General features: G+C 65.2%; 18 protein-coding genes. 5 read left to right on the top strand and 13 right to left on the bottom strand.

All coding sequences use genetic code 11. The features are described from left to right. Nucleotides 1-7: 7 nt before the first annotated feature. Nucleotides 8-922, bottom strand: a complete 915-nt coding sequence (locus tag ACVWY1_RS01305) for a site-specific integrase (protein WP_277504355.1) — start codon at nucleotides 920-922, stop codon at nucleotides 8-10. 213 nt (nucleotides 923-1,135) lie between these two features. Between ACVWY1_RS01305 and ACVWY1_RS01310 the strand changes: the two genes are divergently transcribed. Then, nucleotides 1,136-2,317, top strand: a complete 1,182-nt coding sequence (locus ACVWY1_RS01310; protein WP_457377714.1) for an NnrS family protein — start codon at nucleotides 1,136-1,138, stop codon at nucleotides 2,315-2,317. 69 nt (nucleotides 2,318-2,386) lie between these two features. Further along, the gene (locus ACVWY1_RS01315; RefSeq protein ID WP_102683921.1) at nucleotides 2,387-3,043 is read left to right on the top strand and encodes a DUF1345 domain-containing protein; all 657 of its coding nucleotides are present in this window, start codon (nucleotides 2,387-2,389) and stop codon (nucleotides 3,041-3,043) included. Here the strand turns inward: ACVWY1_RS01315 and ACVWY1_RS01320 are convergent. Then, nucleotides 2,960-4,189, bottom strand: a complete 1,230-nt coding sequence (locus tag ACVWY1_RS01320; protein ID WP_457377667.1) for a pyridoxal phosphate-dependent aminotransferase — start codon at nucleotides 4,187-4,189, stop codon at nucleotides 2,960-2,962. The two genes, ACVWY1_RS01315 and ACVWY1_RS01320, sit on opposite strands and share 84 nt — an antisense overlap. Nucleotides 4,190-4,480: 291 nt before the next feature. Between ACVWY1_RS01320 and ACVWY1_RS01325 the strand changes: the two genes are divergently transcribed. Continuing rightward, nucleotides 4,481-4,744: a DUF1652 domain-containing protein gene (locus ACVWY1_RS01325; protein ID WP_110699237.1), complete on the top strand. Its 264-nt coding sequence runs from the start codon at nucleotides 4,481-4,483 to the stop codon at nucleotides 4,742-4,744. Here the strand turns inward: ACVWY1_RS01325 and ACVWY1_RS01330 are convergent. Continuing rightward, complete coding sequence (locus ACVWY1_RS01330; RefSeq protein ID WP_110699239.1) at nucleotides 4,741-6,828, bottom strand: putative bifunctional diguanylate cyclase/phosphodiesterase; 2,088 nt, start codon at nucleotides 6,826-6,828, stop codon at nucleotides 4,741-4,743. The genes ACVWY1_RS01325 and ACVWY1_RS01330 overlap by 4 nt on opposite strands. 319 nt (nucleotides 6,829-7,147) lie before the next feature. On the opposite strand from ACVWY1_RS01330, the gene ACVWY1_RS01335 reads away from it, so the two are divergent. Next, complete coding sequence (locus tag ACVWY1_RS01335; protein ID WP_457377668.1) at nucleotides 7,148-7,429, top strand: hypothetical protein; 282 nt, start codon at nucleotides 7,148-7,150, stop codon at nucleotides 7,427-7,429. A gap of 1 nt (nucleotide 7,430) precedes the next feature. On the opposite strand, the gene ACVWY1_RS01340 is transcribed toward ACVWY1_RS01335, so the two are convergent. The 9 genes from ACVWY1_RS01340 to ACVWY1_RS01380 form a co-directional block, all read right to left on the bottom strand. Continuing rightward, nucleotides 7,431-8,111 carry an alpha/beta hydrolase gene (locus ACVWY1_RS01340; RefSeq protein WP_110699241.1) on the bottom strand — a complete coding sequence of 227 codons (681 nt, stop codon included), beginning with the start codon at nucleotides 8,109-8,111 and terminating at the stop codon, nucleotides 7,431-7,433. A gap of 116 nt (nucleotides 8,112-8,227) precedes the next feature. Beyond that, nucleotides 8,228-9,037 carry a substrate-binding periplasmic protein gene (locus tag ACVWY1_RS01345; protein ID WP_110699243.1) on the bottom strand — a complete coding sequence of 270 codons (810 nt, stop codon included), beginning with the start codon at nucleotides 9,035-9,037 and terminating at the stop codon, nucleotides 8,228-8,230. A gap of 136 nt (nucleotides 9,038-9,173) precedes the next feature. Further along, entirely contained in the window at nucleotides 9,174-10,658 is a 1,485-nt protein-coding gene (locus ACVWY1_RS01350; protein WP_102683915.1) for an efflux transporter outer membrane subunit, read from the bottom strand. Continuing rightward, on the bottom strand, nucleotides 10,655-13,765 hold the full coding sequence (locus ACVWY1_RS01355) for a multidrug efflux RND transporter permease subunit (protein WP_430943887.1): 3,111 nt from the start codon (nucleotides 13,763-13,765) through the stop codon (nucleotides 10,655-10,657). The genes ACVWY1_RS01350 and ACVWY1_RS01355 overlap by 4 nt, the downstream gene beginning before the upstream one ends. Beyond that, nucleotides 13,762-16,860, bottom strand: coding sequence for an MdtB/MuxB family multidrug efflux RND transporter permease subunit (locus ACVWY1_RS01360; RefSeq protein ID WP_457377669.1), 3,099 nt, complete (start codon nucleotides 16,858-16,860; stop codon nucleotides 13,762-13,764). Before ACVWY1_RS01360 ends, ACVWY1_RS01355 begins: the two co-directional genes overlap by 4 nt. Then, on the bottom strand, nucleotides 16,857-18,137 hold the full coding sequence (locus ACVWY1_RS01365; RefSeq protein ID WP_457377670.1) for an MdtA/MuxA family multidrug efflux RND transporter periplasmic adaptor subunit: 1,281 nt from the start codon (nucleotides 18,135-18,137) through the stop codon (nucleotides 16,857-16,859). The genes ACVWY1_RS01360 and ACVWY1_RS01365 overlap by 4 nt, the downstream gene beginning before the upstream one ends. A 202-nt stretch (nucleotides 18,138-18,339) precedes the next feature. Further along, complete coding sequence (gene tpx, locus ACVWY1_RS01370) at nucleotides 18,340-18,840, bottom strand: thiol peroxidase (protein ID WP_028692156.1); 501 nt, start codon at nucleotides 18,838-18,840, stop codon at nucleotides 18,340-18,342. A gap of 165 nt (nucleotides 18,841-19,005) precedes the next feature. Then, nucleotides 19,006-20,286, bottom strand: a complete 1,281-nt coding sequence (locus tag ACVWY1_RS01375; RefSeq protein ID WP_023631759.1) for a serine/threonine transporter — start codon at nucleotides 20,284-20,286, stop codon at nucleotides 19,006-19,008. Between the two features lie 304 nt (nucleotides 20,287-20,590). Continuing rightward, nucleotides 20,591-21,787 carry an amino acid aminotransferase gene (locus ACVWY1_RS01380; RefSeq protein WP_457377671.1) on the bottom strand — a complete coding sequence of 399 codons (1,197 nt, stop codon included), beginning with the start codon at nucleotides 21,785-21,787 and terminating at the stop codon, nucleotides 20,591-20,593. Nucleotides 21,788-22,018: 231 nt separating this feature from the next. Between ACVWY1_RS01380 and ACVWY1_RS01385 the strand changes: the two genes are divergently transcribed. Beyond that, complete coding sequence (locus ACVWY1_RS01385) at nucleotides 22,019-23,074, top strand: tetratricopeptide repeat protein (RefSeq protein ID WP_457377672.1); 1,056 nt, start codon at nucleotides 22,019-22,021, stop codon at nucleotides 23,072-23,074. Nucleotides 23,075-23,083: 9 nt separating this feature from the next. On the opposite strand, the gene ACVWY1_RS01390 is transcribed toward ACVWY1_RS01385, so the two are convergent. After that, nucleotides 23,084-25,063: an ATP-binding protein gene (locus tag ACVWY1_RS01390; protein ID WP_457377715.1), complete on the bottom strand. Its 1,980-nt coding sequence runs from the start codon at nucleotides 25,061-25,063 to the stop codon at nucleotides 23,084-23,086. Between the last annotated feature and the right edge of the window lie 58 nt (nucleotides 25,064-25,121).

Below are 25,121 nucleotides of genomic sequence, written 5' to 3' on the forward strand. Positions count from 1 at the left end.
CAGCGGTTCAGTAGTCGAACCGCTCCACCGCCCTGCGCCGCTCGTTGTCGTCCCGTCGGTCATACCCGGCCGTGGTCTGGATATTGGCGTGGTGCGCCAGCTTCTGCGCGATCGACAGGTCGTGCTCCTCGATCACCCGGGTGATGAATGCCCGGCGAAAATCATGCGGCATGATCTTCGCCCCCACCTGCGCCCCGCGCTGGCGGGCGATGTAGTAGATCGCGTGCTTGGTGATGCGCGCGCGGGTGATGTGGCTGCCACGGCGGATGCGATTGAACAGGAAGCTGTCGTCGCGCTCGCCGGCCGGCAGGTGCTGGCGGCGCAGGTCGAGCCAGGCCTGCAGCTTGTCGAAGGCCCACGCCGGGGCATACTTGACCAGCTGACGGTTGCCCTTGGCCAGCACGTGCACGCTGCGCTCCTGGAAATCCACCTGGTCAAGGTTCACATCGACCGATTCCGATTTGCGCATCCCGGTGCCGTAGAGCAACGCCAGGATGGCCGCGTCACGCACACCCTGAGGACGCGGGTCGGCGGCGCACACGTCCATCAGCTCGCGAATCAGGCTGCGCCGCAGGTTGCGTCCCGGCGGCAGGCGGCTACCGCCCGCTGGCTTGACCTCGCGGATCATCAACAACTGTTCGTGCTCGATCAAACCCTGGCGCCAGGCCTCGTTCATCACTCCACGCACGGCATTGACGTACAACGACGATGTGTTGGGCGCATAGCCATCGGCGCGCAGCGCCGCGACCAGGGCGATCACATGGCCGGGTTCCAGGCGGTGCCAGGGCACCTCGGCGATATCGCAGTCGGCAAACCCCAGGCGGTCGGCGGCGTCCTGCAGGATGTAGCGCATGGTCAGCTGGCTGGACGGGGCCAACCGGGCGAGGTACTGCAGCAGCGGATTGCGCAGGAGGTCGGTCACAACGGGGATCCTGTAGCAAGCCGCCCTGGCGATCGAGGCAAGGCGGCGCAAAGCGAGTCATTTCAACCATGACAAAGGTCAAAATGACAACATAGAAATGAGGTCATAATGACTGCAAAAGTGCCATCACCTTGATATTCAAGGCTTTTGAACGCTGGCATGGTTCGTGATGGTACCCCATTCAACCGTTTCGATCGAACCAAGGTCCTCGCCATGCTCGTCCAGCCGATCACCGCCCGCCCCCGTCAGGCCCTCTGGGCCCTGGGTTTTCGACCCTTCTTCCTCGGCGGCAGCCTGTTCGCCCTGGTTGCCCTGCTGCTGTGGGCCGGCGTGCTGGTCGGCGCTTACGCGCTCGAGCCGGCCGGCGGAATGCTCGCCTGGCACCGCCACGAAATGCTGTTCGGCTTCGCTGTGGCCATCGTTGCCGGCTTCCTGCTCACGGCGGTGCAGAACTGGAGTGGCATCCCGGGTCTCAGTGGCCGACCGCTGCAGGGGCTGTTCCTGCTCTGGCTGCTGGGCCGGGCAAGTTGGTTCCTGCCCTTGCCCGCCTGGCTCCTGGTGCTGATGGAGGGCGCGTTCCTGCCCTTGGTGGCGCTGGCCCTGGCACGGCCGATCATCCAGCGTCGGCTGCGCAACAACTACCCCATCATCGGCCTGGTATTGCTCCTCGCGGCTTGCCAGTGGCTGACCCTTGTAGGCTGGCTGCGCGACGACCCGCTGTGGCAACGGCGAGGCGTGCTGGCCGGGCTGTGGCTGGTGGCGGCGATGATGAGCGTGATCGGCGGCCGGGTCATCCCGTTCTTCACCCGCCGCGGCCTGGGCAACATGAGCCCGGCACCGGCCCGGCCCTGGCTGGATCGCGCCTGCCTGCTGGGCAGCGTGGCGCTGCCGCTGACCTATGTGTTCGGGCTCAACGATGCATCACACCCCCTGATGGCCGTCCTGTTCGCCGCCCTGGCGGTGCTGCATGGCATACGTCTGGTGCTGTGGCACGACCGTGGTCTGTGGCATGTGCCGTTGCTGTGGTCGCTGCACCTGGCCTATGCCTGGCTGATTCCCGCCTGCCTGGGGCTGGCGCTGTGGCATGCCGGGGTGCCGATCAACCCTAGCCTGGCCGCCCATGCGCTGACGGTCGGCGCCATGACCGGGCTGATCGTGGCGATGATGGCGCGGGTCAGCCTGGGGCATACCGGGCGCCCTCTTCAGGTACCCCGCAGCATGAGTTGGGCATTCGCGCTGATCCAGCTGGCGGCACTGGCCCGGGTGATCGTGGCGCCGTTCACGCCGCTGGGGCTGGGGTTGTCGGTATTGTTCGGCAGCGCGGCATTGCTGCTGTTCCTCTGGCACTACTTGCCGATCCTGCTGCGTGCGCGGGTGGACGGCATGCCGGGCTAGCGGGCTTGCCCCGCGCCATGGCCGCATCTGGTCTACAGTTGAAGCCACGTTCAACCGCCAAGGGACCGCATGGCCTTCCACCACCTCACCCGCACTCACCCACGCCTGAGTATCGCCACCCTGGCCGGCCTGCTCGGCGGCTGGCTGATCCCCGCCGGCGATACCGTGCAGCATATCCTCGTCGGCTGGAACATCGGCGTCTGGCTTTACCTGGCCATGGTCCTGTGGCTGAGCCTGCGGGCCAATGCCGAGCGGGTACGCAAGGTCGCCCGCATCGAAGATGAAAACGCCGGCCTGGTGCTGATCACCGTGTGCGTCTCGGCCATCGCCAGCCTGGCGGCGGTCACCCTGCAACTGGTGTCCAGCCGCGGCCTGGAAGGCAGTGCCCTGGCCTTGCACTACCTGTACACCGGGCTGACGGTGGCTGGTTCCTGGTTGTTGATCGGCTGCATCTTCAGCCTGCACTATGCCCGGCTGTTCTACACCGGTGACCGCCATGAGCCCCCGCTGCGCTTTGCCGATGGCGAGCGCAACCCGGACTACTGGGACTTTCACTACTTCTCGTTCACCATCAATGTCGCCGTGCAGACCTCCGACATCGGCGTCGGCGGACGGGCCATGCGTCGGGTGGTGCTGGCCCATTCACTGGTAGGCTTCGTGTTCAATACGGCGATCCTGGGCTTCACCATCAATATCGCGGCCGGGTTGCTCGGCCAGGGCGCGTGAGGCACAGTTGCGGATGCGCTGGCATACCTGTGCCAGCACCTGCGCCTCGAGCACCAGTCCCAGCCGCACATGCCCCGCTGCGCTGGGCCCGAAACCATCACCCGGCAACAGCGCCACACCCTCTTCGTTCAACAGACGCTGGGCGAATGCCTGGGCGCTGAGCCCGGTGCCACGGACATCGAGCATCACGAACATGCCCCCGGCTGGCTGATGCGCATGGATACCGGGGCAGTCCTCAAGCGAGGCACACACCCGGTCGCGCCGCGCCCGGTACACCTCTCGCATCCGCCGTACCTCATCTCCAACCTGATCCAGAGCCACGCAGGCCGCCTGCATGAGGAACTCCGGCAGGCCGAACAGCATGCTCATCACCAGGTTGCCGAGGTGCCGGGCGAACTGCGGCGGCCCGATCACCCAGCCGACGCGCCAGCCACTCATGGCGTGGGACTTGGACAGGCTGCCGATCGACACGCAGCGCTCGGCCATGCCCGGCAGGCCCAGCGGATTCGGTGCCTCGCCGTCGTACAGCAGTGACTGGTAGACATCGTCGCAGATCAGCCACAGGTCGTGTTCCTCGCACAACCGCGCCAGGCACTTCAGATCGGCCAGGCCGATTGCCGCCCCCGTGGGGTTGTGCGGGCTGTTGAGCAGAAGCCCGCGAGTACGCGGCGTGATCGCCCGGGCCACGGCCGCTGGGTCCAGGCGGAACCCCTGCTCCGGCCGCACCGGCACCTGCACGGCGCGCGCGGCGCAGGCACCGAATACCGTGTGATAGGTGACGTACATGGGCTCGGCGACGATCACCTCGTCATCGGCCTCGAACAGGCACTGGAAGGTCGCGAACAGCCCGCACTGAGCCCCGGCGGTCACCACCACCCGCTCGGCGTCAATAGTCTGCTGGCTGTGGCGCGCCACCGCCTGGCGCAGGGCGAGGCTGCCGCGCACATCGCTGTAATGGGTTTCGCCCCGACGCAGGCTGGCAATGGCGGCCTCGACCACCGGGGCTGGCGTGTCGAAGTCTGGATCGCCCACCGACAGCAGGAAGATCTCGCGCCCCTGGCGGCGCTGCTCAAGGGCCTGGTAGTGAATATCCCAGGCCGCGGCTGCGTGACCGGCGATGCGTTGGGTGAGCGTGGAATACCGCATGACTGTCTCCCTGTCTGCCGGCCGGCACCGCTGGTCCGAAAAGCGCTGACGGTAAACATAGCAGAGCGCTGCTGGCTGCCAGGCGCAGGCCCACGGGGAAAACGTTTGCCTGGCCCTACGCGCCCACCGTTCATCGTGACAGGACTGTGACCGCCGTCATGCATTAGTACATCTGCCATATTTTCCAGCGAATACTGCCATGGCAGGTGCTAAGGTTAGAGTCCTGACGGCCAGGACGGCCTAGGCTGTTACCGCTTTGCAATCACCACGTTCACGAACAAGGAGGCTGGCATGAACAAGATGACGTTCCCCAACGCCTGCCAGGTGATGCGTTGGCATTTTCATCCGTTGGGTTTCGAAGCCAGCATGGATGCCCCGCGCAGCATGGTCGCCCGGCTGTTCGACCGTGCCACCGGCGAAACCCTGCTGGCCATTGCCGGCATCCCCTGCGCAACCATCATGCACGCCGCCGATGTCGAGCGCATCATCGAGGCCGTGGAGGCCGAGATGGAAACCTTCGACCTGCTTGCCAGCCCTTTGCGCAGCGTGGTCTAGCCTACCTGGGCCTGGCGTGCCTTGAGCGCCTGGAGCCCTGCCATGAACTGCTCCGGCGGCACCGGCTGGCCGAGCAGATAACCCTGCAGCGAATCGCAACCCAGGCGGGTGAGGAAGTCCTGCTGGCGGTCGGTTTCCACGCCTTCGGCGACAATGCGCAGACCCAGTGCCTGGCCCAGGGCGACGATGGCCGAGACGATCGCCGCATCATCGCTGTCCTGCTCCAGGTCCCGCACAAAGCCACGGTCGATCTTCAGTTCGTTGGCCGGCAGGCGCTTGAGGTACATCAGGCTTGAGTAGCCGGTGCCGAAATCATCAATGGACAGGTCCACGCCCATGTCCGACAGGCGCTGCAGTACGTGCAGGCTGGCGTCGGCGTCGCGCATGGCGGTGGTCTCGGTGATTTCCAGGGTCAGGCGATTGGCTGGCAGGTCATTTACATCCAGCGCCCTTGCCACACTGTCGACCAGCCCGGCGTGGCAGAACTGAATGGCCGACAGGTTGACCGCGATCCGCCACCCTTCATTACCTTGGTCCAGCCACTGGCGCATCTGCCGGCAGGCTTCACCCAGCACCCACTCGCCGATCGGGATGATCAGCCCGGTCTTTTCCGCCAGGCCGATGAAACGGTCCGGCAGCATCAACCCATGTTGCGGGTGCTCCCAGCGCAGCAAGGCCTCGGCACCGATGGGCAGACGCTGCACGGCGTCGAACTTGGGCTGGTAGTGCAGGCGGAACTGGCCGTGCTCCAGGGCCGTGCGCAGGTCCTGCAGCAGTTGCAGCTGCTGGCGCGCGTTACTGTTCATGGACGCATCGAAGAAGCTGTAGCCGTTCTTGCCGGCGCTCTTGGCGTGGTACATGGCGGCGTCGGCGTTGCGCAGCAGTTCGTGCTGGTCCAGGCCATTGCCGGGATACAGCACGATGCCCAAGCTCGCCGACAGCTGCAGGTCGTGTTCGGCCACACGGAACGGCCTGGCCATCAGGTTGACCTGCTTGGCCGCGACATTCATGGCGTCGTCCGGCTCGTCCAGCTCCACCAGCAGCACGAATTCGTCGCCGCCGATGCGCGCCAGGGTGTCCTGGCTGTGCAGGTGGCCGCGCAAACGCGCCGCCACTGCCTTGAGCAGCAGGTCGCCAACATGGTGGCCGAAGGCATCGTTGACGGGCTTGAAGCCGTCGAGGTCGATAAACATCAGCGCGAAGCAGCCGCCCTGCTCCGCCACGCGGCCGACGGCCTGGTCGATACGGTCGGCCAGCAGCGTGCGGTTGGGCAGCCCGGTCAGGGTGTCATGCAGGGCCAGCTGGGTCAGTTCCTGGTTGGCCAGGGTCAGCGAGCGCGCCAATTCCGCCGTGCGCGCCTCCAGCCGAGCGTCAAGCACCGAAGTCAGCAAGGCCACCGCCAGCACTGCCAGGGTGGTGATCAGCACCAGGTAATCCAGGCCGTCGCCCGCGAGCCCCGTGGCCAGTGCGCCGCAGAAGCTGCCCGCCGGGAAGTTGGCCGCCGCCATGCCGGTGTAGTGCATGCCGACGATGGCGACCCCCATCACCACCGCCGCCACGCCACGGATCTGCCGTACATAGGGCGTGTGCTGGCGCAGGCGGAAGGCTATCCATAGCGCCGCCGCCGAAGCGCCCACCGCAATGGCCAGGGAGGCGCTGAACAGCGTCGGGTCGTAGTCGATGCCCGGCTGCATGCGCAGTGCGGCCATGCCCATGTAGTGCATGCAGGCGATGCCGGTGCCCATGATCAAGGCACCGAAGGCCAGTTGCAGCCACGGTAGTTTCGGCTGGCTCACCAGCCACAGGGCGAAGCCCGACGAAGCCACCGCGATCAACAACGACAGGCCAGTCAGCGCAGTGTCGTAACCCAGCTCGATGGGCAGGCTGAACGCCAGCATGCCGATGAAGTGCATCGACCAGATGCCAATACCCATGGCCAATGCCCCGCCGCCCATCCACAGGTACACCGCCCTGCCCTTGGCCGTGGCGATACGCCCGGTCAGGTCCAGGGCCGTGTAAGAGGCAAGGATGGCCACGCACAGCGAGATCAACACCAGCGAGGAGGAGTAGCTACCGATCAGCATTCGCACGTCCAGGAACGAACCGGGGGGCCCGGGAAAAGCCGATGATTGTACTCAAGCTTTGCTGAAACGCACGGGGTTTTCGCGCTTCTCGATGGATCCAAAAGCCGCTCGCAAGCCCCGCAGTGAAGGGGTTAGAGCCTTTACGCGAGTAGCTGAAGGCATATTGCCACTTGTCGTTTGCTTCTGCTCATGGCGTTGATCGCGGGCAACCCCATTGATCAGGCACCTCCTGCAGATCCCTGACCATGAGAAACACCAAGCCAAGCGAAGCGACTCCGGCTAAGCTCAACACACCACCACGCCGTTCCCGGAGCCTGCAATGGCCACCCTGCCCAGGCATGCAGTGCCGCTCGCCCTGCTCGCCATCACCCTGTCCTTTTCGACCGGTTGTTCGAACAAGCACGCCAGCACCCGCTACGCCGCCCAAGGCTCCAACTGCTATGCCAAGGCGCTGCCCAGCAGCGGCGAAGGTGGCCTGGCATTCGGTCCGACACTGGCCATGGCGAGCAGGAAGTCGCTGGACAGTTGCATGCGCTATGCCGGCAGGTCCGGGGGCACGCCGCGGACCTGCCAGGTCGTCCTGGCCAAGTGCAAGAGCTGAACTACCCTAACGCTTCTTCGATCAGCGCGGCCACCTCACCTGCCCGCGAAGCCAGCGACGCGTGGCTGGCATCCAAGGTGATGACTTTGCGCGCCTGCAGGCGCGCGGCCATCATTTGCTGATTGAGCGGGGCGATCATGTGGTCCTGGCTGGAAATCTGATACCACGAGGGCCTGTGCTTCCAGGCCGGGTCGCTGATGGTGTCACCGAAGGTACTCGCCAGCGGCGCCTTCTGCGTCACCGCCATGACCCATGCCTCATCCACCGACAGATCCTGGCAAAAGCTTTCGTGGAACTTGTCGGCCTTGATCCACAGATAGCCATCGCTGTCCGGCGCAAGGTTCGCTACCGCGATGGGTGGATGCTGCTGTGTCAGCCCACCAGGGCTTTCACCCGCGTCTGGGGCAAAGGCCGCGATAAAGACCAGTCCCTTCACGTTCGCGGCGTTGCCGGCCTCGGTGATTACCGCCCCACCGTAAGAGTGCCCTACCAGCAGCACCTCGCCTGGCGCCTGCGCCACCATCTTGCGGGTGCGCTCGGCATCGTCGGCCAAGGACGTCAGAGGCAGCTCCACGGCGCGCACGTCTTTGATGCCCTTGCGCGCCAGCTCGACAATCACCTTTCCCCAGTGGGCGGCCCCGCCCCAAAAACCGTGTACAAGCACGACAGTAGGCTGGCTCATGAGAATACCTTCGCGAGAAAACAAGGATGGGGTTTCGCCACAACAGCATAGGCCCAAGAGAACGTGGCCTTAGATCAAAGGCATCGGACAGGGTGCCGACTAATGACGCAATCGCTTCACTTGCCGGCCTGCTGACGCTGCCAGCGCTCCAGGTTCTCGGCCACCAGTTGCTCGGGCAAGGGCCCCGCCACCAGCTCCCGCATCTTGCGCGCCAGCGCTTCGCGCAGCGCCGGCTGGTTGCAACCCGACTTGTGTGATAGCGCCAGGTATAGCCCTTCGCTGGACACCGGCGGCTCAAGTACCTCCAGTTCCTTTTCCTTGCCCAGCGCGCGCGCCAGGGCCATGCCGGGGTACTGTTCGAAGATCACGTAGTCGCTGCGCTTGAGCAGCAGCTTCTGGAAAGCCTGGGTAACGCTGGGCACCGCTTCGAGGTCGAGCTGCGCCCGGGCGTAGTCGTCGAACGCCTGGCCATGGCTGTTGTTGACCAGCGTCCCGCCACGTCGCCCTTTCAGGTCGGACCAGTCGCTGTAGGCAAAGCCTTCACCCTTGCGCACCCAGACCACGCTGGAATTGAACAGGAATGGCGGGCTGATGAAGTCGGTCAGCAGTTCGCGCGCCTGGGTGCGAAAGTAGCCGGCCAGCATGTCGATGCGCCCGCTGCTCACTTCCTCCTGCGCCCTGGACCACGGCCCGACATACATCACATCCACCACCAGGCCGAGGTCCTTGGCCACCTGCTTCAGCAAGTCGGCATTGGCGCCGATCAGTTGCGCGGGGTTATGCGGGTCGCGCCAGAGATAAGGTGGGTACTCCGGGTTGCCGGTGGCGGTGAGGTGCTGGCAATTGTCCGCGGCAAAGCCGCGCAGTGGAACCACGGCCAGCAGGCACGACAACCACACAGACAGGCCCAGACAACGTCCGCTCATGGCGCTCCTCGTGCAATGGATTACGCCACCGACGACGTGGCCTTACACAGTTTGCACGAGAAATGGCCGAACGCCACGTGCCATGTGGCGATCTGTGATGCGGTGCAGCGTCACGGGCAAAGTCGCCAACAGCAGGTCACTGCTCGGCCAACTCCGTCCGGGCATCCCAGCCTCCGCCCAGCGCTGCGATCAACTGCACGCTCGCCACCAGCCGCCCCTGCAACAGCGTCAACACGCTGCGTTCACTGCTCAGCGCCGTGGTCTGCACGTTCACCACGTCCAGGTAACCAATCAACCCGGCCTTGTACTGGTTCTCGGTCAAGCGCAACGACTCCCGCGCCGCCTCGAGCGCTTCCTGCCGGACAACGGCTTCGTCGCCGTACACCTTGAGCTGCACCAGGTAGTTCTCCACCTCCTTGAAGCCATCCAGCACCGTCTGCCGGTACTGCGCCACGGTCTGGTCGTACACCGCCACGGTGCGGTCCACCTCGGCGCTGCGCTTGCCGGCATCGAACAGCGTCAACGCCAACTGCGGGCCGACGGACCAGTAGCGGTTGGGCAGCTCGATCCAGTTGTTGAAACTGCTACTGGAGTACCCGCCATTCATGCTCAGGGACAGGTCGGGGAAGTACGCTGCCCGGGAGACGCCGATATTGGAGTTGGCCGCCATGACCTTGCGCTCGGCCGAGGCGATGTCGGGCCTGCGCTCGAGCAACTGCGACGGTAGCGACACCGGCACCTGCGGCAACGCCGGAATGTCGCGGGTCGCCGCCAGGGCGAAGTCGGCCGGTGCCTTGCCCATCAACACGGCAATGGCGTTCTCATACTGCGCGCGCTGCCAGGCCAGGTCGATCAGGTCGGCCTGGGTGCTCTTGAGCTGGGTACGCGCCTGGGCTACGGCATCTGGCCCGGCAACCCCGGCGCGGTACTGGTTCTCGTTCATCTTCAATGACCGCTCATAGGCCGCTACCGTGGCCTCGAGCAAGCGTTTCTGCGCGTCGATCACCCGCAGTTGCAGGTAGTTCTGCACCAGTTCCGACTGCTGGCTCAGGCGAATGGCCGCCATATCGGCCAAGCTGGCGTCGGCACTGGCTTCGTTGGCGTTCATGGCTTCACGCAGCTTGCCCCACAGGTCGATCTCCCAGCTCACGCCGAGTTGCGCGTTGTAGGTGTTGCGGATGCCGCTGCTGTTGTTCGACAGGCTCGAGCTGGAGCTCCCGGTGCCCTGGGCCGAACGGTTCTTGCCAGCGGTGAGGTTCAACGAGGGGAACAGCGCGGCGCGGCTGCTGCGCACCAGTGCCTGGGCCTGGCGGTACTGCGCCTCGTACTGCGCCACCGTCTGGTTGCTGCGGTTGAGCTCTTCCACCAGGGCATCGAGCTGTTTGTCGCCATACAGCTCCCACCACGCCCCGCGGGCGATGGCATCGGACGGGTTGGCCTGGGTCCAGCCCTGGGCCTGCTTGAACTGCGCCGGGGTGCTGATCTCCGGGCGGTGATAGTCCGGGCTCAAGGTACAGGCGCTGAGCATGGCCACGCACAACCCGGCGCTGACCAGGCGCGAGCCGCGCCCTTGGGTCAGCAGCCTGAGGGCACGATGGATTCGGGTGTGGGCAAAGTTCATAGCGGGGTATCCAGGGCAGCGTCGGTGCGCACGCCGCGCCAGCGGTTGAACCGGTGGCGCAGGCGATCGAGGTACAGGTAGACCACAGGCGTGGTGTAGAGGGTGAGGATCTGGCTGAAGACCAGGCCGCCGATGATGGTCAGGCCCAGCGGCTGGCGCATCTCGGCGCCCTCGGCGCGGCTGAGCAGCAGCGGCAGCGCGCCGAGGATCGCGGCCAGGGTGGTCATCAGGATCGGCCGCAGGCGCAGCAGGCAGGCACGGCGGATCGACTCCTCCGGTGACAGGCCTTCATGGCGCTCCAGCTGCAGGGCCAGGTCGATCATCAGGATGGCGTTCTTCTTCACCACGCCGATCAGCAGAAATAGCCCCAGCAGCGAGATCAGGCTGAATTCGCCACCGGTCAGGTACAGCGCCAACAAGGCGCCGACCCCGGCCGAAGGCAGTGTGGAGAGGATCGTCAGTGGGTGGATGTAGCTCTCGTAGAGGATGCCCAGCACCAGGTACACCAGCACCAGAGCGCCTAGGATCATGAACGGCTGGCCTTCGGCGGTCTTGGTGAAGGCGTCGGCATCGCCACCGAGCTTGGCGATCACCGATTCGGGCAGGCCAAGCTTGGCCACCGCCCGCTCCAGCGCGGCCAGGGCCTGGTCTGGGCTGTAGCCTTCGGCGACATCGAACGAGATGTCCTCGGAGGCGAACTGCCCTTCGTGGCTGACGCGGTCGTTGGCCAGGCTGTTCTCGTAGCGGGCGAAGGTGGACAGCGGCACCCGGGCGCCGTCGGCGGTGATCACCTGCACCTGCTCCAGGGTACTTGGGTCCCAGGCGTACTTCGGGTTGATCTCCAGCACCACCTGGTACTGGTTGAGGCTGTCGTAGATGGTCGAGATCTGCCGCTGGCTGTAGGCATTGTTGAGCACTGCGGTGACCATGTCCATGTCGATGCCCAGGCGCTTGGCCTGGTCACGGTCGACCACCAGGGTCACCTGCTGGGTGCCGGCGCCGTCGTGAGCGTCGATGGCAGTCAGCTCGGGCAGTTTGCGCAGTTCGGCGGTGACCCTGGGGAACCACTCGCGCAGAGCGGCCAGATCGCCGCTCTGCAGGGTATAGAGGTACTGCGAGGTGGTCTGGTCGCGACCGCCGCCACCGAGTTGCAGGTCCTGGTCAGCCATCAGGTACAGACGCCCGCCAGGGATCTTCGGCAAGTCCTTGCGCAGGCGATCGATCACCTTCTGCGCGTTTTCCTTGCGCTCGCCGATCGGCTTCAGGCGCACCAGCACGAAGGCATTGTTGGTGCCGCTGTTGCCGCCGATGAAGCCGGCGACGCTCTCCACGGCCGGGTCCGCGAGCAGGGCGCGGCGGTAGATCTCCATCTTCGGCTGCATCACGGTGAACGACAGGCCGTCGTCGCCGCGGATGAAGCCTTGCAGCTGGCCGGTGTCTTGCTGCGGCATCAGGGTTTTGGGCACCACCACGTAGAGGGCGATGTTGAGCACAATGGTGGCCAGCAGGCTGAGCAGGGTCAGGCGCCTGTGGCGCAGCGCCCAGCCCAGGCTCCGGTCGTAGCCGGCGACCATGCGCTGGTGGATACGGTCGCTCCAGCGTTGCAGGCGGGTCTGCTGCTGCGGGCCATGGACCTTGAGCCAGCGCGAGCAGAGCATCGGCGTCAGCGTCAGCGACACCACCAGCGAGACGATGATCGCCGCCGCCAGGGTGATCGAGAACTCCTTGAACAAACCGCGCACGATCCCGCCCATGAACAGGATGGAGACGAACACCGCCACCAGCGAGACGTTCATCGACAGCAGGGTGAAACCGACCTCCTGCGCGCCCTTGTAGGCGGCCCGCATCGGGCTCTCGCCCTTCTCGATATGCCGGGAGATGTTCTCCAGCACCACGATGGCATCGTCCACCACCAGGCCGGTGGCAAGGATCAGCGCCATCAGCGACAGGTTGTTCAGCGAGAATCCGCACAGGTACATGACCGCGAAGGTGCCCACCAGCGACACTGGCACCGCCAGGCTCGGAATCAGCGAGGCGCGGAAGTTGCCGAGGAACAGGTAGACCACCAGGATCACCAGCACCACGGCGATCAGCAAGGTGTGCTCGGCCTCCTTCAGGGTGGCCTTGATCACCGGCGAACGGTCCATGGCCACGTTGAGCTTGACACTGGCCGGCAGCAGCGACTGCAACGCCGGCAGCTCGGCCTTGATCTGCTCGACGGTCTGGATGATGTTGGCGTTGGTCTGGCGGTTGACCACCAGCAGCACCGCGCTCTCGTCGTTGAAGAAGCCGCTGTTGTAGCGGTTCTCCACGCCATCGCTGACCTTGGCCACGTCCGACAGGCGCAGGATCGAGCCATTCTGCTGGCGGATGACGATGGGTTTGTAGTCCTCGGCCTGCTCCAGCTGGTCGTTGGCGCGTACCTGCCAGTTACGTTCGCTGTCCTCGACGAAGCCCATGGGCCGGCGCTGGTTGGCATTGGCCACGGCGGTGCGCACATCGTCCAGGGACAGGCCGTACTGGTTGAGCAACTGCGGCTCGAGCTCGATGCGCACCGCCGGCAGCGAACTGCCGCCGATCTGCACTTCCCCAACCCCGCTGACCTGCGACAGGCTCTGGGACAGGATGGTGTCGGCCAGGTCGTACAGCTTGCCCTTGGACAGCACCTGCGAGGTCAGCGACAGCACCATGATCGGCGCCTGGGACGGGTTGATCTTCTTGTAGGTGGGCATGCTGCGCATGCCGCTGGGCAGCAGGTTGCGAGTGGCGTTGATCGCTGCCTGCACCTCGCGTGCCGCGCCATCGATGTCGCGGCCCAGCTCGAAGCCGATGATCACCCGGGTCGAGCCCTGGTTGGAACTGCTGGTCAGGGTAGTGACGCCGGCAATGGCGCCGAGCTTGCGCTCCAGCGGCGTGGCCACGGTGGACGCCATGACCTCGGGGCTGGCCCCAGGCAGGCTGGCCTGCACCACGATCACCGGGAAATCCATCTGCGGCAGTGGCGACACCGGCAGCAGGCCGAAACTCACTCCGCCCAGCAGCATGATCGCCAGGCTCAGCAGCATGGTGGCCACTGGCCGGCGGATGAAGGGTCCTGACAGGTTCATGCTTCGGCCTGCCGCGCATCGTCAACTGGGCGCCAGCGACGTGCCAGGCGGTCAAAGTACAGGTAGATGACCGGCGTGGTGAACAGGGTCAGCACCTGACTCACCAACAGGCCGCCGACCATCACCAGGCCCAGCGGCTGGCGCAGCTCGGCGCCGGAACCGGTGGCGAGCATCAGCGGCACCGCGCCGAACAGCGCAGCCAGGGTGGTCATCAGGATCGGCCGGAAGCGCAGCAGCGCAGCCTGGTAGATCGCATCATTCGGGCTCATGCCCTGATGACGCTCGGCCTCGAGGGCGAAGTCGATCATCATGATCGCGTTCTTCTTGACGATGCCGATCAGCAGGATGATGCCGATAATGGCGATCATGCCCAGGTCGTTGCCGCTCAGCAGCAGCGCAAGCAACGCCCCTACCGCCGCCGAAGGCAACGTCGAGAGGATGGTCACCGGGTGGATGTAGCTCTCGTAGAGCACGCCGAGCACGATGTACATGGTCACCACGGCGGCAAGGATCAGCAGCAAGGTACTCGAAAGCGAGGCCTGGAACGCCTCGGCGGCGCCCTGGAAACGGGTCTGCACGCCGATCGGCATGCCGATGTCCTGCTGCACCTGCTCGATCACCTTGACCGCCTCGCCCAGGGACGCGCCATGGGCCAGGTTGAACGACATCATCACCGCCGGGAACTGGCCGATGTGCGAGATGGCCAGCTGGGCCTGGCGCTGCTCGATGCGCGCCAGGGCCGACAGGCGCACCTGGCCGCCGTCGGCGGCCTTGACGTGGACCGCTTCCAGGGCCTGCGGGCCGAGGCTGGCCGCGGTCTGCGACTGCAGCACCACGCGGTACTGGCTGGCCTGGGTGTAGATGGTCGAGATCTGCCGCTGGCCGAAGGCGTCGTACAGGGCGTTGGTGATCTGCGCCACGGTGATGCCGAGGCGGCTGGCCATGTCGCGGTCGATCACCAGGTACACCTGCAGGCCCTTGTCCTGCAGATCGCTGGCCACGTCCTGCAGCTCCGGGCGGTCCTTCAGTGCCTGCACCAGCTTGCCGCTCCACTCGGCGAGCATGTCGGCATCCGGCGAGCTGAGGCTGAACTGGTACTGGGTGCGGCTGACCCGATCCTCGATGCTCAGGTCCTGCACCGGCTGCATGAACAGGCGGATGCCGACCAGCTTGTCGAGCTGCGGCTGCAACCGACTGATCACCTCGGCTGCCGTCACGTCGCGCTCGCCATGGGGCTTGAGGTTGATCAGCAGGCGGCCGCTGTTGAGGGTGGCGTTGTCACCATCCACACCGATGTACGAAGACAGGCTCTGCACTGCCGGGTCCTGCAGGATTACCTCGGTCAGGGCCTGCTGGCGTTGACTCATGGCGGCGAACGAAGTCGACTGCGGTGCCTCGGAAATACCCTGGATCACCCCGGTGTCCTGGGCCGGGAAGAAGCCCTTGGGCACCATCAGGTAGAGCACAACGGTCAGCGCCAGGGTTGCCACGGCCACCAGCAGCGTCAACGGCTGGCGCTTGAGCACCCAGGTCAGGGCACTGGCGTAGTGCTTGATCAGCCAGTCGATCCAGGCGCCGCTGGCACGGTAGAAGCGGCCCTGCTCCTCCTCCTCGGGCTCGCGCTTGAGCAGCCGGGCGCACATCATCGGCGTCAAGGTCAGTGACACCGCCAGGGAAATCAGGATGGCCACCGCCAGGGTGATGGCGAACTCGCGGAACAGCCGCCCGACCACGTCGGCCATGAACAGTAGCGGAATCAGTACCGCGATCAGCGAGAAGGTCAGCGAGATCAGGGTGAAACCGATCTGTTTCGCGCCCTTGAGCGCGGCCTGCAGCGGTGTCTCGCCCTCTTCTATATGCCGGGAGATGTTCTCCAGCATGACAATGGCATCGTCCACCACGAAACCGGTGGCGATGGTCAGGGCCATCAGCGTGAGGTTATTGACCGAGAAGCCGGCCAGGTACATCACCCCGAAGGTGCCGATCAGCGACAGCGGCACGGCGATCGACGGGATGACCGTGGCCGAGACCCGGCGCAGGAACAGGAAGGTCACCATCACCACCAGGGCAATGGCGAACAGCAACTCGTGCTGCACGTCGCGCACGGCGGCGCGGATGGTCTGGGTGCGGTCGGTGAGGACGCTGACGTCGAGGCCTGCCGGCAGGTTGTCGGTGATCGACGGCAGCAGCTCCTTGATCCGGTCGACCACCTCGATGACGTTGGCGCCGGGCTGGCGCTGGATGTTCAGCAGCACCGCCTCGTTCTGGTTGGCCCAGGCGGCCAGGCGCTCGTTCTCGGCGCCGTCGACGATCTCGGCGACGTCCTTCAGGCGCAGCGGCGCGCCATTGTTGTACTTGAGGATGAGATTGGCGTATTCGGCCGGCGAGCGCAGCTGGTCGTTGGCGTCGAGCATCGACACCCGGGTCGGGCCGTCGAAGTTGCCCTTGGGCTGGTTGACGTTGGAGGCGCCGATCAGGGTGCGCACGTCGTCCAGGTTGAGGCCGTTGGCGGCCAGCGCGTCGACGTTGACCTTGATCCGCACGGCCTGGCGCTGGCCACCGGCGATACTGACCATGCCGACGCCGCTGATCTGCGCGATCTTCTGCGCAACGCGGGTATCGACCAGGTCGTTGAGCTTGGGCAGTGGCATGGTCTTGGAGGAAATGGCCAGGGTCAGCACCGGTGTGTCGGCCGGGTTGACCTTGTTGTACACCGGCGGCGCCGGCAGGTCGCTGGGCAGCAGGTTGCTGGCGGCGTTGATCGCGGCCTGTACCTGCTGTTCGGCGACATCCATGTTCATGTCGAGGTTGAAGCGCAGGGTCAGCACCGAGGCGCCGCCGGAGCTGGTCGAGGCCATCTGCTCGAGGCCCGGCATCTGCCCGAACTGACGCTCCAAGGGTGCGGTGACGGCGCTGGTCATGACCTGGGGGCTGGCGCCGGGGTACAGGGTCATGACGCGGATGGTCGGGTAATCGACCTGGGGCAAGGCCGCCACCGGCAGCAGTTTGTAGGCGATCAGGCCGGCCAGGACGATGGCCAGCATGCTCAGCGTGGTGGCGACCGGCCGCAGGATGAACAGGCGCGAGAGGTTCATGCGCCCGCCTTGGAGCCTGGTTCACCAGTCTGCGCCGAGCCTTTGGCGCCCTGCCCCTGCAGGTGCTGGCCGGGGGTGGTCGGCACTTGCGAGCTGTCTTCGACCACTTCGACCTTGGAGCCTTCGCGCAGGCGGTCGGTGCCTTCCAGCACCAGGCGGTCACCGGCGGCCAGGCCCTCGACGATCACACTGTTCTCACCATCGCTGGCACCGACCTTGAGCGGGCGGATGTTGATCGTGCTCTCGGCGTTGACCACATAGGCGAAGGTGCCGTCATTGCCGAACTGGATGGCCGCGGCCGGGGCCAGTACCACCTGCTTCAGGGTGTCGGCCAGCAGGCGCACATTGACGAACTGGTTGGGGAACAGGGCATGGTCGGCGTTCTGGAAGGTGCCCTTGAACTTCAGGGTGCCGGTGGCGGTGTCGATCTGGTTGTCGAGGCTGCCCAGCACGCCGGTGGACTGCAGCTTCTGGTCGCCACGATCCCAGGCTTCCACCGGCAGGCTGGCGCCACTGCGGTAGCGGGCGAGCACGGTGTCGAGCTGGGTTTCCGGCAACGTGAAGGCGACACTGATCGGCTCGGTCTGGGTGATGACCACCAGCGCCGTGGTGTCGTTGGCGGCGACCAGGTTGCCCACGTCCAGCTGGCGCAGGCCCAGGCGACCGCTGATCGGCGCACGGATCTGGGTGAACTCCAGGTTCAGGCGCGCGTCGTTGACCTGCGCCTGGTTGGTCTTGACCAGCCCTTGGAATTGCCCGACCTGTGCCTCGGCGGTGTCCAGGGTCTGCTTGGCGATGCTGTCTTCGGCATACAGGCCTTTATAACGAGCCAGGTCGACCTGGGCGTTCTTCAGTTGAGCCTGGTTCTGCGCCAAGGTGCCTTCGGCCTGCTGCAGGGCGATACGGTAGCTGCGCGGGTCGATCTCGGCGAGCAGGTCGCCGGCCTTGACCTGCTGGCCCTCCTTGAAATGAATCTTCACCAGCTCGCCAGCCACCCGGCTGCGCACATTGACCGTGTTGGTCGCGGTCACGGTGCCAAGGGCCTTGTAGTAAAGCGGGAAGTCACCCACCCGCGCAGGCTCGACGCGCACCGGCACCGCTTCGGTGGAGGCGCCGAAACCCGGCCGCCCACCCATGCCTTTGCCCGGGCGATGCCCTTCACCCTCTTTATGGGCGGTCGTTGCGGGCCACAGCCACCAGGCCAGCAGGGCCACCAGCAGCAGGATCAGCAGGCCGAACAGCCAGCGACGAGGAGAACGGGAATTGGAGGCTTGCATGGGTCGAACGAACCTTGTTCAGAGAATGACGGCGTGGAGAGCGTGAACGATAAGCACTGGCATCGTTTTAGCAAAGGGGCTTTACCAGTGCTTTACCTTCGGCTGACGTTGGCAAAGGCGTGAACTTTAAATGAAAACGGCCTGGAACAGGGTCCAGGCCGTTACCGGGTGTTACCTGGTTCGCCGGCTAGCCGGTGAACACTTACTTCAAGACAGCCAGCGCCGCCTCGTAGTTCGGCTCGTCGGCGATTTCGCCCACCAGCTCGCTGTGCAGCACCTTGTCGTTTTCGTCAAGCACCACCACGGCGCGGGCGGCCAGGCCGGCCAGCGGACCATCAGCGATGGCCACGCCGTAGTTTTCCAGGAACTCGCGGCCACGCAGGGTCGACAGGTTCTTCACGTTCTCCAGGCCTTCAGCACCGCAGAAGCGCGCCTGGGCGAACGGCAGGTCGGCGGAGATGCACAGCACCACGGTGTTGGCCACGTCATTGGCCTGGGCGTTGAACTTGCGCACCGAGGTGGCGCAGGTCGGGGTGTCGACGCTTGGGAAGATATTCAACACCTTGCGCTTGCCGGCAAAGTCGGCAAGCGACTTGTTCGACAGATCGCCAGCGACCAGGGAGAAGGCAGGTGCCGCGGCGCCTTGCTTCGGCAGTTCACCGCTGACCTGAACCGGGTTGCCTTTGAGAGTCACTTGAGCCATGGCGGAAATCCTTATGCGGGGGTTTGAAAAGGATCCAGAGTTAACCATGAAGCAGCGCAAGTGCCTATGGGCAAAGATGAAATTGTCCTACGTTCGGGCGATTCCTGTAGACAAACGCCCGGGCGACTGGCGTCGGCCCGGGCGCTTTTCCTACATGGCGAGCATTCAGGCCAGCAGGCCGTACACCACCGAGGTCAAGGCCACCAGGCCGACCACCACCACGAACACGTTGGACAGCGCACCACTGTACTTGCGCATCGACGGCACGCGGCGGATGGCGTACATCGGCATCAGGAACAGCAGTACCGCGATGATCGGGCCGCCGAGGGATTCGATCATGCCGAGGATGCTCGGGTTGAGCGTGGCAACGATCCAGCACACCACCAGCATCAGCGCGGCGACGATGCGGTCCAGGGCCTTGGCGCCCGGGCGCATGCCGGTCTTGACGATCATGCCCTTGAGGCCTTCGCTGGCACCGATGTAGTGGCCCAGGAACGACTTGGCGATGGCGATGAAGGCGATCAGCGGCGCGGCGAAGGCGATGGCCGGCTGCTCGAAGTGGTTGGCCAGGTAGGACAGGATCGACAGGTTCTGCGCCTTGGCTTCAGCCAGCTGGGCGCTGCTCAGGGTCAGCACGCAGCTGAACACGAAGAACAGCACCATCAGTACCATCAGCAGGTGGGCGCGGCGCAGGATCTGACCACTGCGCTCGTCGGCGTGCTCGGCGTAGCGGCGCTTCTGATCAACGGCAAAGGCCGAGATGATCGGCGAATGGTTGAACGAGAACACCATCACCGGAATGGCCAGCCACACGGTGTGCAGGAAAGCCGAGCCGGACGGCACCTGGGTGGCAGTGTCGAGGATACCACCGGTCCAGTGCGGCACCAGGTACAGGGCCAGCAGCGCCAGGGCGACGATGAACGGATACACCAGCAGGCTCATGACCTTGACCGTGGCCTGTTCGCCGCAGCGCACGATTGCCAGCAGGCCGAGGATCAGCACGAACGACAGGATCGCCCGCGGCGGCGGCGCGATATGCAGTTGGTGCTCCATGAAGCTGCTGACGGTGTTGGTCAGCGCCACGCTGTAGATCAGCAGGATCGGGAAGATGGCGAAGAAGTACAGGACGGTGATCAGCGCACCGGCGGTGATGCCGAAATGCTCCTCGACCACGTCGGTGATATCGCCGCCCTTGCTGCCCGAGAGCACGAAACGGGTCAGCCCGCGGTGGGCGAAGTAGGTCATGGGGAAGGCCAGCAAGGCCAGGACCAGCAGCGGCCAGAAACCGCCAAGGCCGGCGTTGATGGGCAGGAACAGGGTTCCGGCGCCGATGGCCGTGCCGAACAGGCCCAGCATCCAGGTGGTGTCTTGACGCGACCAGCTACCGAGGGTGGCGGGGGTCGATTCTACAAAGCGTTGTTCAACGCTTGGGGCCTGCTCATTCATTCCGGGTGAAGCTCCACTCGCAAGACTGCAACAGGCTGAGAATGGCGAAATAGACGATTCGCCCAACTCAACCGGGGAAGAGGGGCGCGATTGTGCATGCAAAGGTTGCACTTGGGGAAGCCCCGCCCGAGGGACGGTTGCACTTGTCTTTACAAGCAGGTTGTGCTGGATGGGGCTACGCAGCCCTTTCGCCGCGGTTTGTCGCCACCGCAAGCCGGACCTCACAGGGACTCAAAGAGGCAATGCAGGCGATAGGGGTGGGAGCCAGCGCCGGCGAAAGGGCCGCAAAGCGGCCCCAGGCAGGTTACCGCTGAACGGCGGCAAACGCCTCGGCCACCTGGCGCAGGTTGGCCGGGCGCAGGCCGGACATGCACACCCGACCACTGTCGATCAGGTACACGCCGAACTCGTCACGCAGGCGACGCACCTGTTCCACGCTGAAGCCGGTATAGCTGAACATGCCGCGCTGGCGCAGGAAGAACTGGAAGTCCTGGCCTGGCAGCAGCTCGCCGAGCAGGTCGACCAGCCCCTGGCGCATGTCGAGGATGCGCTTGCGCATTGCTTCAACTTCCGCGGCCCATTGGGCGTTGAGCGCGGCGTCACCCAGCACGCCGGCCACCAGCTGGGCGCCGAAAGCGGGTGGGCTGGAGTAGTTGCGGCGCACGGTGGCCTTGAGCTGGCCAAGCACGCTGGAAGCGGTGGCGGCATCGTCGCAGACCACCGACAAGCCCCCTACCCGTTCGCCGTACAGCGAGAAGATCTTCGAGAACGAGTTGCTGACCAGGCAAGGCACGCCGGCACGGGCCATTTCGCGGATCGCATAAGCGTCTTCGACCAAGCCTTCGCCGAAGCCCTGGTAGGCGATATCGAGGAAGGGGATCAACTGGCGCGCCTTGACCACTTCGACCACCTGTTGCCACTGCTGCTGGTCCAGGTCAACGCCGGTGGGGTTGTGGCAGCACGGATGCAGCAGGACCACGCTGTTCTGCGGCAAGGCCTGCAGGCTGGCCAGCATGCCGGTGAAGTCGACGCCACGGGTGTCCGGGTCGAAGTACGGGTAGGTGTGCACCTTGAAGCCTGCACCTTCGAAGATTGCCCGGTGATTGTCCCAGGTCGGGTTGCTCACCCAGACCTCGGAGCCTGGGAAGTAACGCTTGAGGAAGTCGGCACCGACTTTCAGCGCGCCCGAGCCGCCGACGGTCTGCACGGTGGCCACGCGACCAGCGGCGACGGCCGGGTGCTCGGCGCCGAACAGCAAGGCCTGGATCGCCTGGCGGTAAGCGGCCAGGCCTTCCATCGGCAGGTACAGCGAGGCTTCATGGGGCTGGCCGGCCAGGCGTTTCTCCACCTCAGCCACCGCCGCCAGCTGCGGCACCACGCCGGCTTCGTCGTAGTACAGACCGATACTCAGGTTGACCTTGGCGGCGCGCGGGTCGGCCTTGAAGGTTTCCATCAGCGAGAGGATCGGGTCGCCGGCATAGGCATCGACATGTTTGAACACAGCGTGCAGCTCCTTGGAGATCAGGACAGTTCAGGAAAGGCTCAGGCGAGGATAACCGCAGAGCGCCACGAGGAACATCACCGATGTGCAAGGAGACCCTGCAGGTTTGCAAGGCCGAACCCGCAGCACACGGATTTTGCCACGCGGCGCGGCCCCAGGATCGCACCCTGGTCGTTGCATTTGCCACCTGCCTGCCCCAAGCTCTGCCGTAATGCCACCCCGGACCGCGAGATGCCCAGACGTCGCCCTCTCCTGATCGCCCTGTTGCTGTTACTCGTGCTGCCCGCGGCGATCGGTTACCTGTGGCGTGACCGCCAGCCCGCACCGCCCAGCCTGCCGCCCCACAGCTACGCCAAGGCCCTGCGCCAGGCACACGATGGCCTGCCGGGCGCTGCGCGGGTGTTGTACCAGCAGTTGCAACGCGACGACCTGCCCCCCATCCGTCGCGCCGCGCTGCATGCCGAACTGCCCAACTACCCCTCGCCACAGGCGTTGAAACTGGCCAGCCAGGACCTTGAGCACGCCGACCCATTGGTACGCCGCGCCGCCATCACCAGCATCCGCCGGCTGCTGCCGGCGGCCCAGCGCAGCCTGGTGCTGGGTCCATTGCTGGAAGATGACGAGCAAAGCGTGCGCTTCGCCGCGGTGGACGCCCTGCTAGGTCTCGACCCCGACGCCATCGGCCTGTACTTCGGCCCCTTGCAGGATACCCTGGAGCAGTACGAGCAGACCCTGGAACAACAGCCCGACGACGCCGCCGCCCAGCTGCACCTGGCCCGACTATACATGCATGAACAAGCCTACGAGGCAGCCTCCCGGGCCCTGCAGCGCAGCCTGGCCTTGGCCCCTGAAGGCCTGGACACCCTGGCCACCCAGGTCCGCCTGCTGGAGCAACAGGGCCAGCACGACGCCTCCCGCGAGGTGCTCGCCAAGGCCCTGGCACTGCGCCCGGACTCGGCGTTCCTGCAATACGAACTGGGCCTGTGGCTGACCCGCCATGAGCAGCAGGAATACGCCCTGCTCGCCCTCTCGCGGGCTGTCGAGCTGGAACCGGAAAACAACGATTATCGCTACACCCTGGCCATCACCCTGCACCAGCTGGAACAGCTCGATGCCGCGCAAAAGCAGCTGGAAACCGTGCTCAACCGTCAACCGGCCAATCGCCGGGTGCGGGTACTGCTGATCGAGTACTGGAAGGAAACCGGCCAATTGCAGAATGTCCAGGTCCTGCTGGCCGAGCTGGAGCGGCAGAACCCGGACGACCCTTTCCTGCAGCAGGGGCTGTGATCACCGGCCTCAGGCCTGCAGCATGTGCTGAATCTGCACCACCAGCTTCTGCAGCGAGAACGGCTTGAACATCAATGCCATGCCCGGCTGGTCGAGCAGGGCCTGCTCCACCGGATCGGCGGTGAAGCCAGTGATGAACAGGATCTTCTGTTCGGGCTCGATCATGCGCAGCGCCTTGGCCACCTGGCGGCCGCTGAAGCCCCCCGGCAGACCGATATCGGTGATCACCAGATCAAACGGCCCTGCATGCCTGAACTGCCCCAGCGCGCTGTTGGCATCGGGCACGGCACACACCTCGAAGCCGCAATCGACCAGCGCCTCCTCTATCAGGCCGCGCAGGTTTTCTTCATCATCGACCAGCAACAATCGTTCACCCTGGACCTGTCGCGGCAGTGCATCCCGAGCGGGACTCTCCGGCAGTATTCCCTGGTAGCGTGGGAACATCATCACGACCCGGGTACCCTGGTCGATCGTCGACTCAATCCACATCTGGCCGCCCGACTGCTGCACGAAGCCATGCACCATGGGCAGCCCCAGGCCTGCCCCCTGCCCCAGGGGCTTGGTGGTGAAGAACGGTTCAAATACCCTTGCCAGGTCCTCGCGACTCATGCCATGGCCATCGTCCTCGACCTGCAGCATGACATAGTCCCCCGGCAGCAAGGTTGCCGCCCCCTCGCAGGGCAGTGCCATCCGTTCGTTGGCGGTGCGGATCGTCAGCCTGCCCTTGCCCAGGCAGGCATCGCGTGCGTTGCCGCACAGATGCAGGAGGGCGTTGCGCAACGTATCCGGGTCGACCTGTAAAGGCCAGGGCGCCACATCCAGCTGCATGTTCAGGTCTATCTCACAGCCCAGGGTCTGACGCAGTATCGGCTCCGCGTCCTGCAGCAGGTGGTTGATGTTCAGTGGATTGGGCGACAAGGGCTGGCTACGCGCAAAGGCCAGCAGGTTCTGGGTAAGGCCGATGGCTCGCTGGGCGCATTCCCGGGCCATCCGCACATACTCTTCCACGCGGTCCATCCGCCCTTGTGCGAGGCGTCGCTCGAGCAACTCCAGGCTGCTACCGACGCCGGACAGTACGTTGTTCATTTCGTGCGCCAACCCGCCCGCCACCTTTACAACGCCCTCCATGCGCTGGCTGTCGCGCACTGCCGCCTCGGCCAGGCGCTGGACCGCATTGCGGTCCTCGGTGATGTCCCTCCCCACCAGCGTCGGCAATGCCTGATTAGCGTTGCCGACCCAACGGAACCAGCAGTAATGGCCGTCGCTATGGCGAACCCGCCCCTCGAAGGGCGGCGCGCCGCGCCCCTGGACAAGCGCCATCAGCGCCAGCTGCGCTTCGGTACGGTCCGCGGGATGGAACAACTCGAGCAGGGTGACTTGCAACTGCGCAGCCTCACCCCAGCCCAGAAGCCGATCCCAGGCAGGGTTGGCTGTGCGCACGCGCAGATCGGCCTCGAGCATCAGCATCACATCGGGCGACAACTGCCAGGTATGTTCTGGATCGGCCAGGTACTGCACCAGGCGCGCTTCGAAGGACTGCGCCAGCTCGCGCCATTCGTGGCTGGCCCCGACACTGGCAGTGGTCTCTATCAGCGCGTGGAGGAACCCGGCAACCACGCCCTGATCGTCGCGGATGGGCGAGAAGCAGCCAGTGACCCACGCGGTCGCCGCGATACCCTCTCGATTCACCAGCAATGGGGCATCCTCGATTAGACTACCCTGCCCCTGCAACACCTTGAAGACGGTTGCCCCCATGCTCTCCCAGGATTGCTCCCAGAGCGCGTCGAAGGCACGCCCCTGGTGGTCGACAGCACCGCCCAGCAGGGCCTGGTAGGCATCGTTGTGTATGACTGTCAGGGCCGCCCCCCAGACCAACGCACAGGGAAACGGTGACATCAGTACCATGTCGACGGCGATCCGCAGGGTGGGCGGCCAGGAGGTCAACGCCCCCAAAGGCGTCGCGCTCCAGTCAAAGCCGGCGATGGGCATGCCCTCCTCGACCAGAGAGGATGATGGCGGTGCCAGATGAATGACCTGGACCTCCGCG

It is taken from the genome of Pseudomonas sp. TE6288, assembly GCF_054062095.1.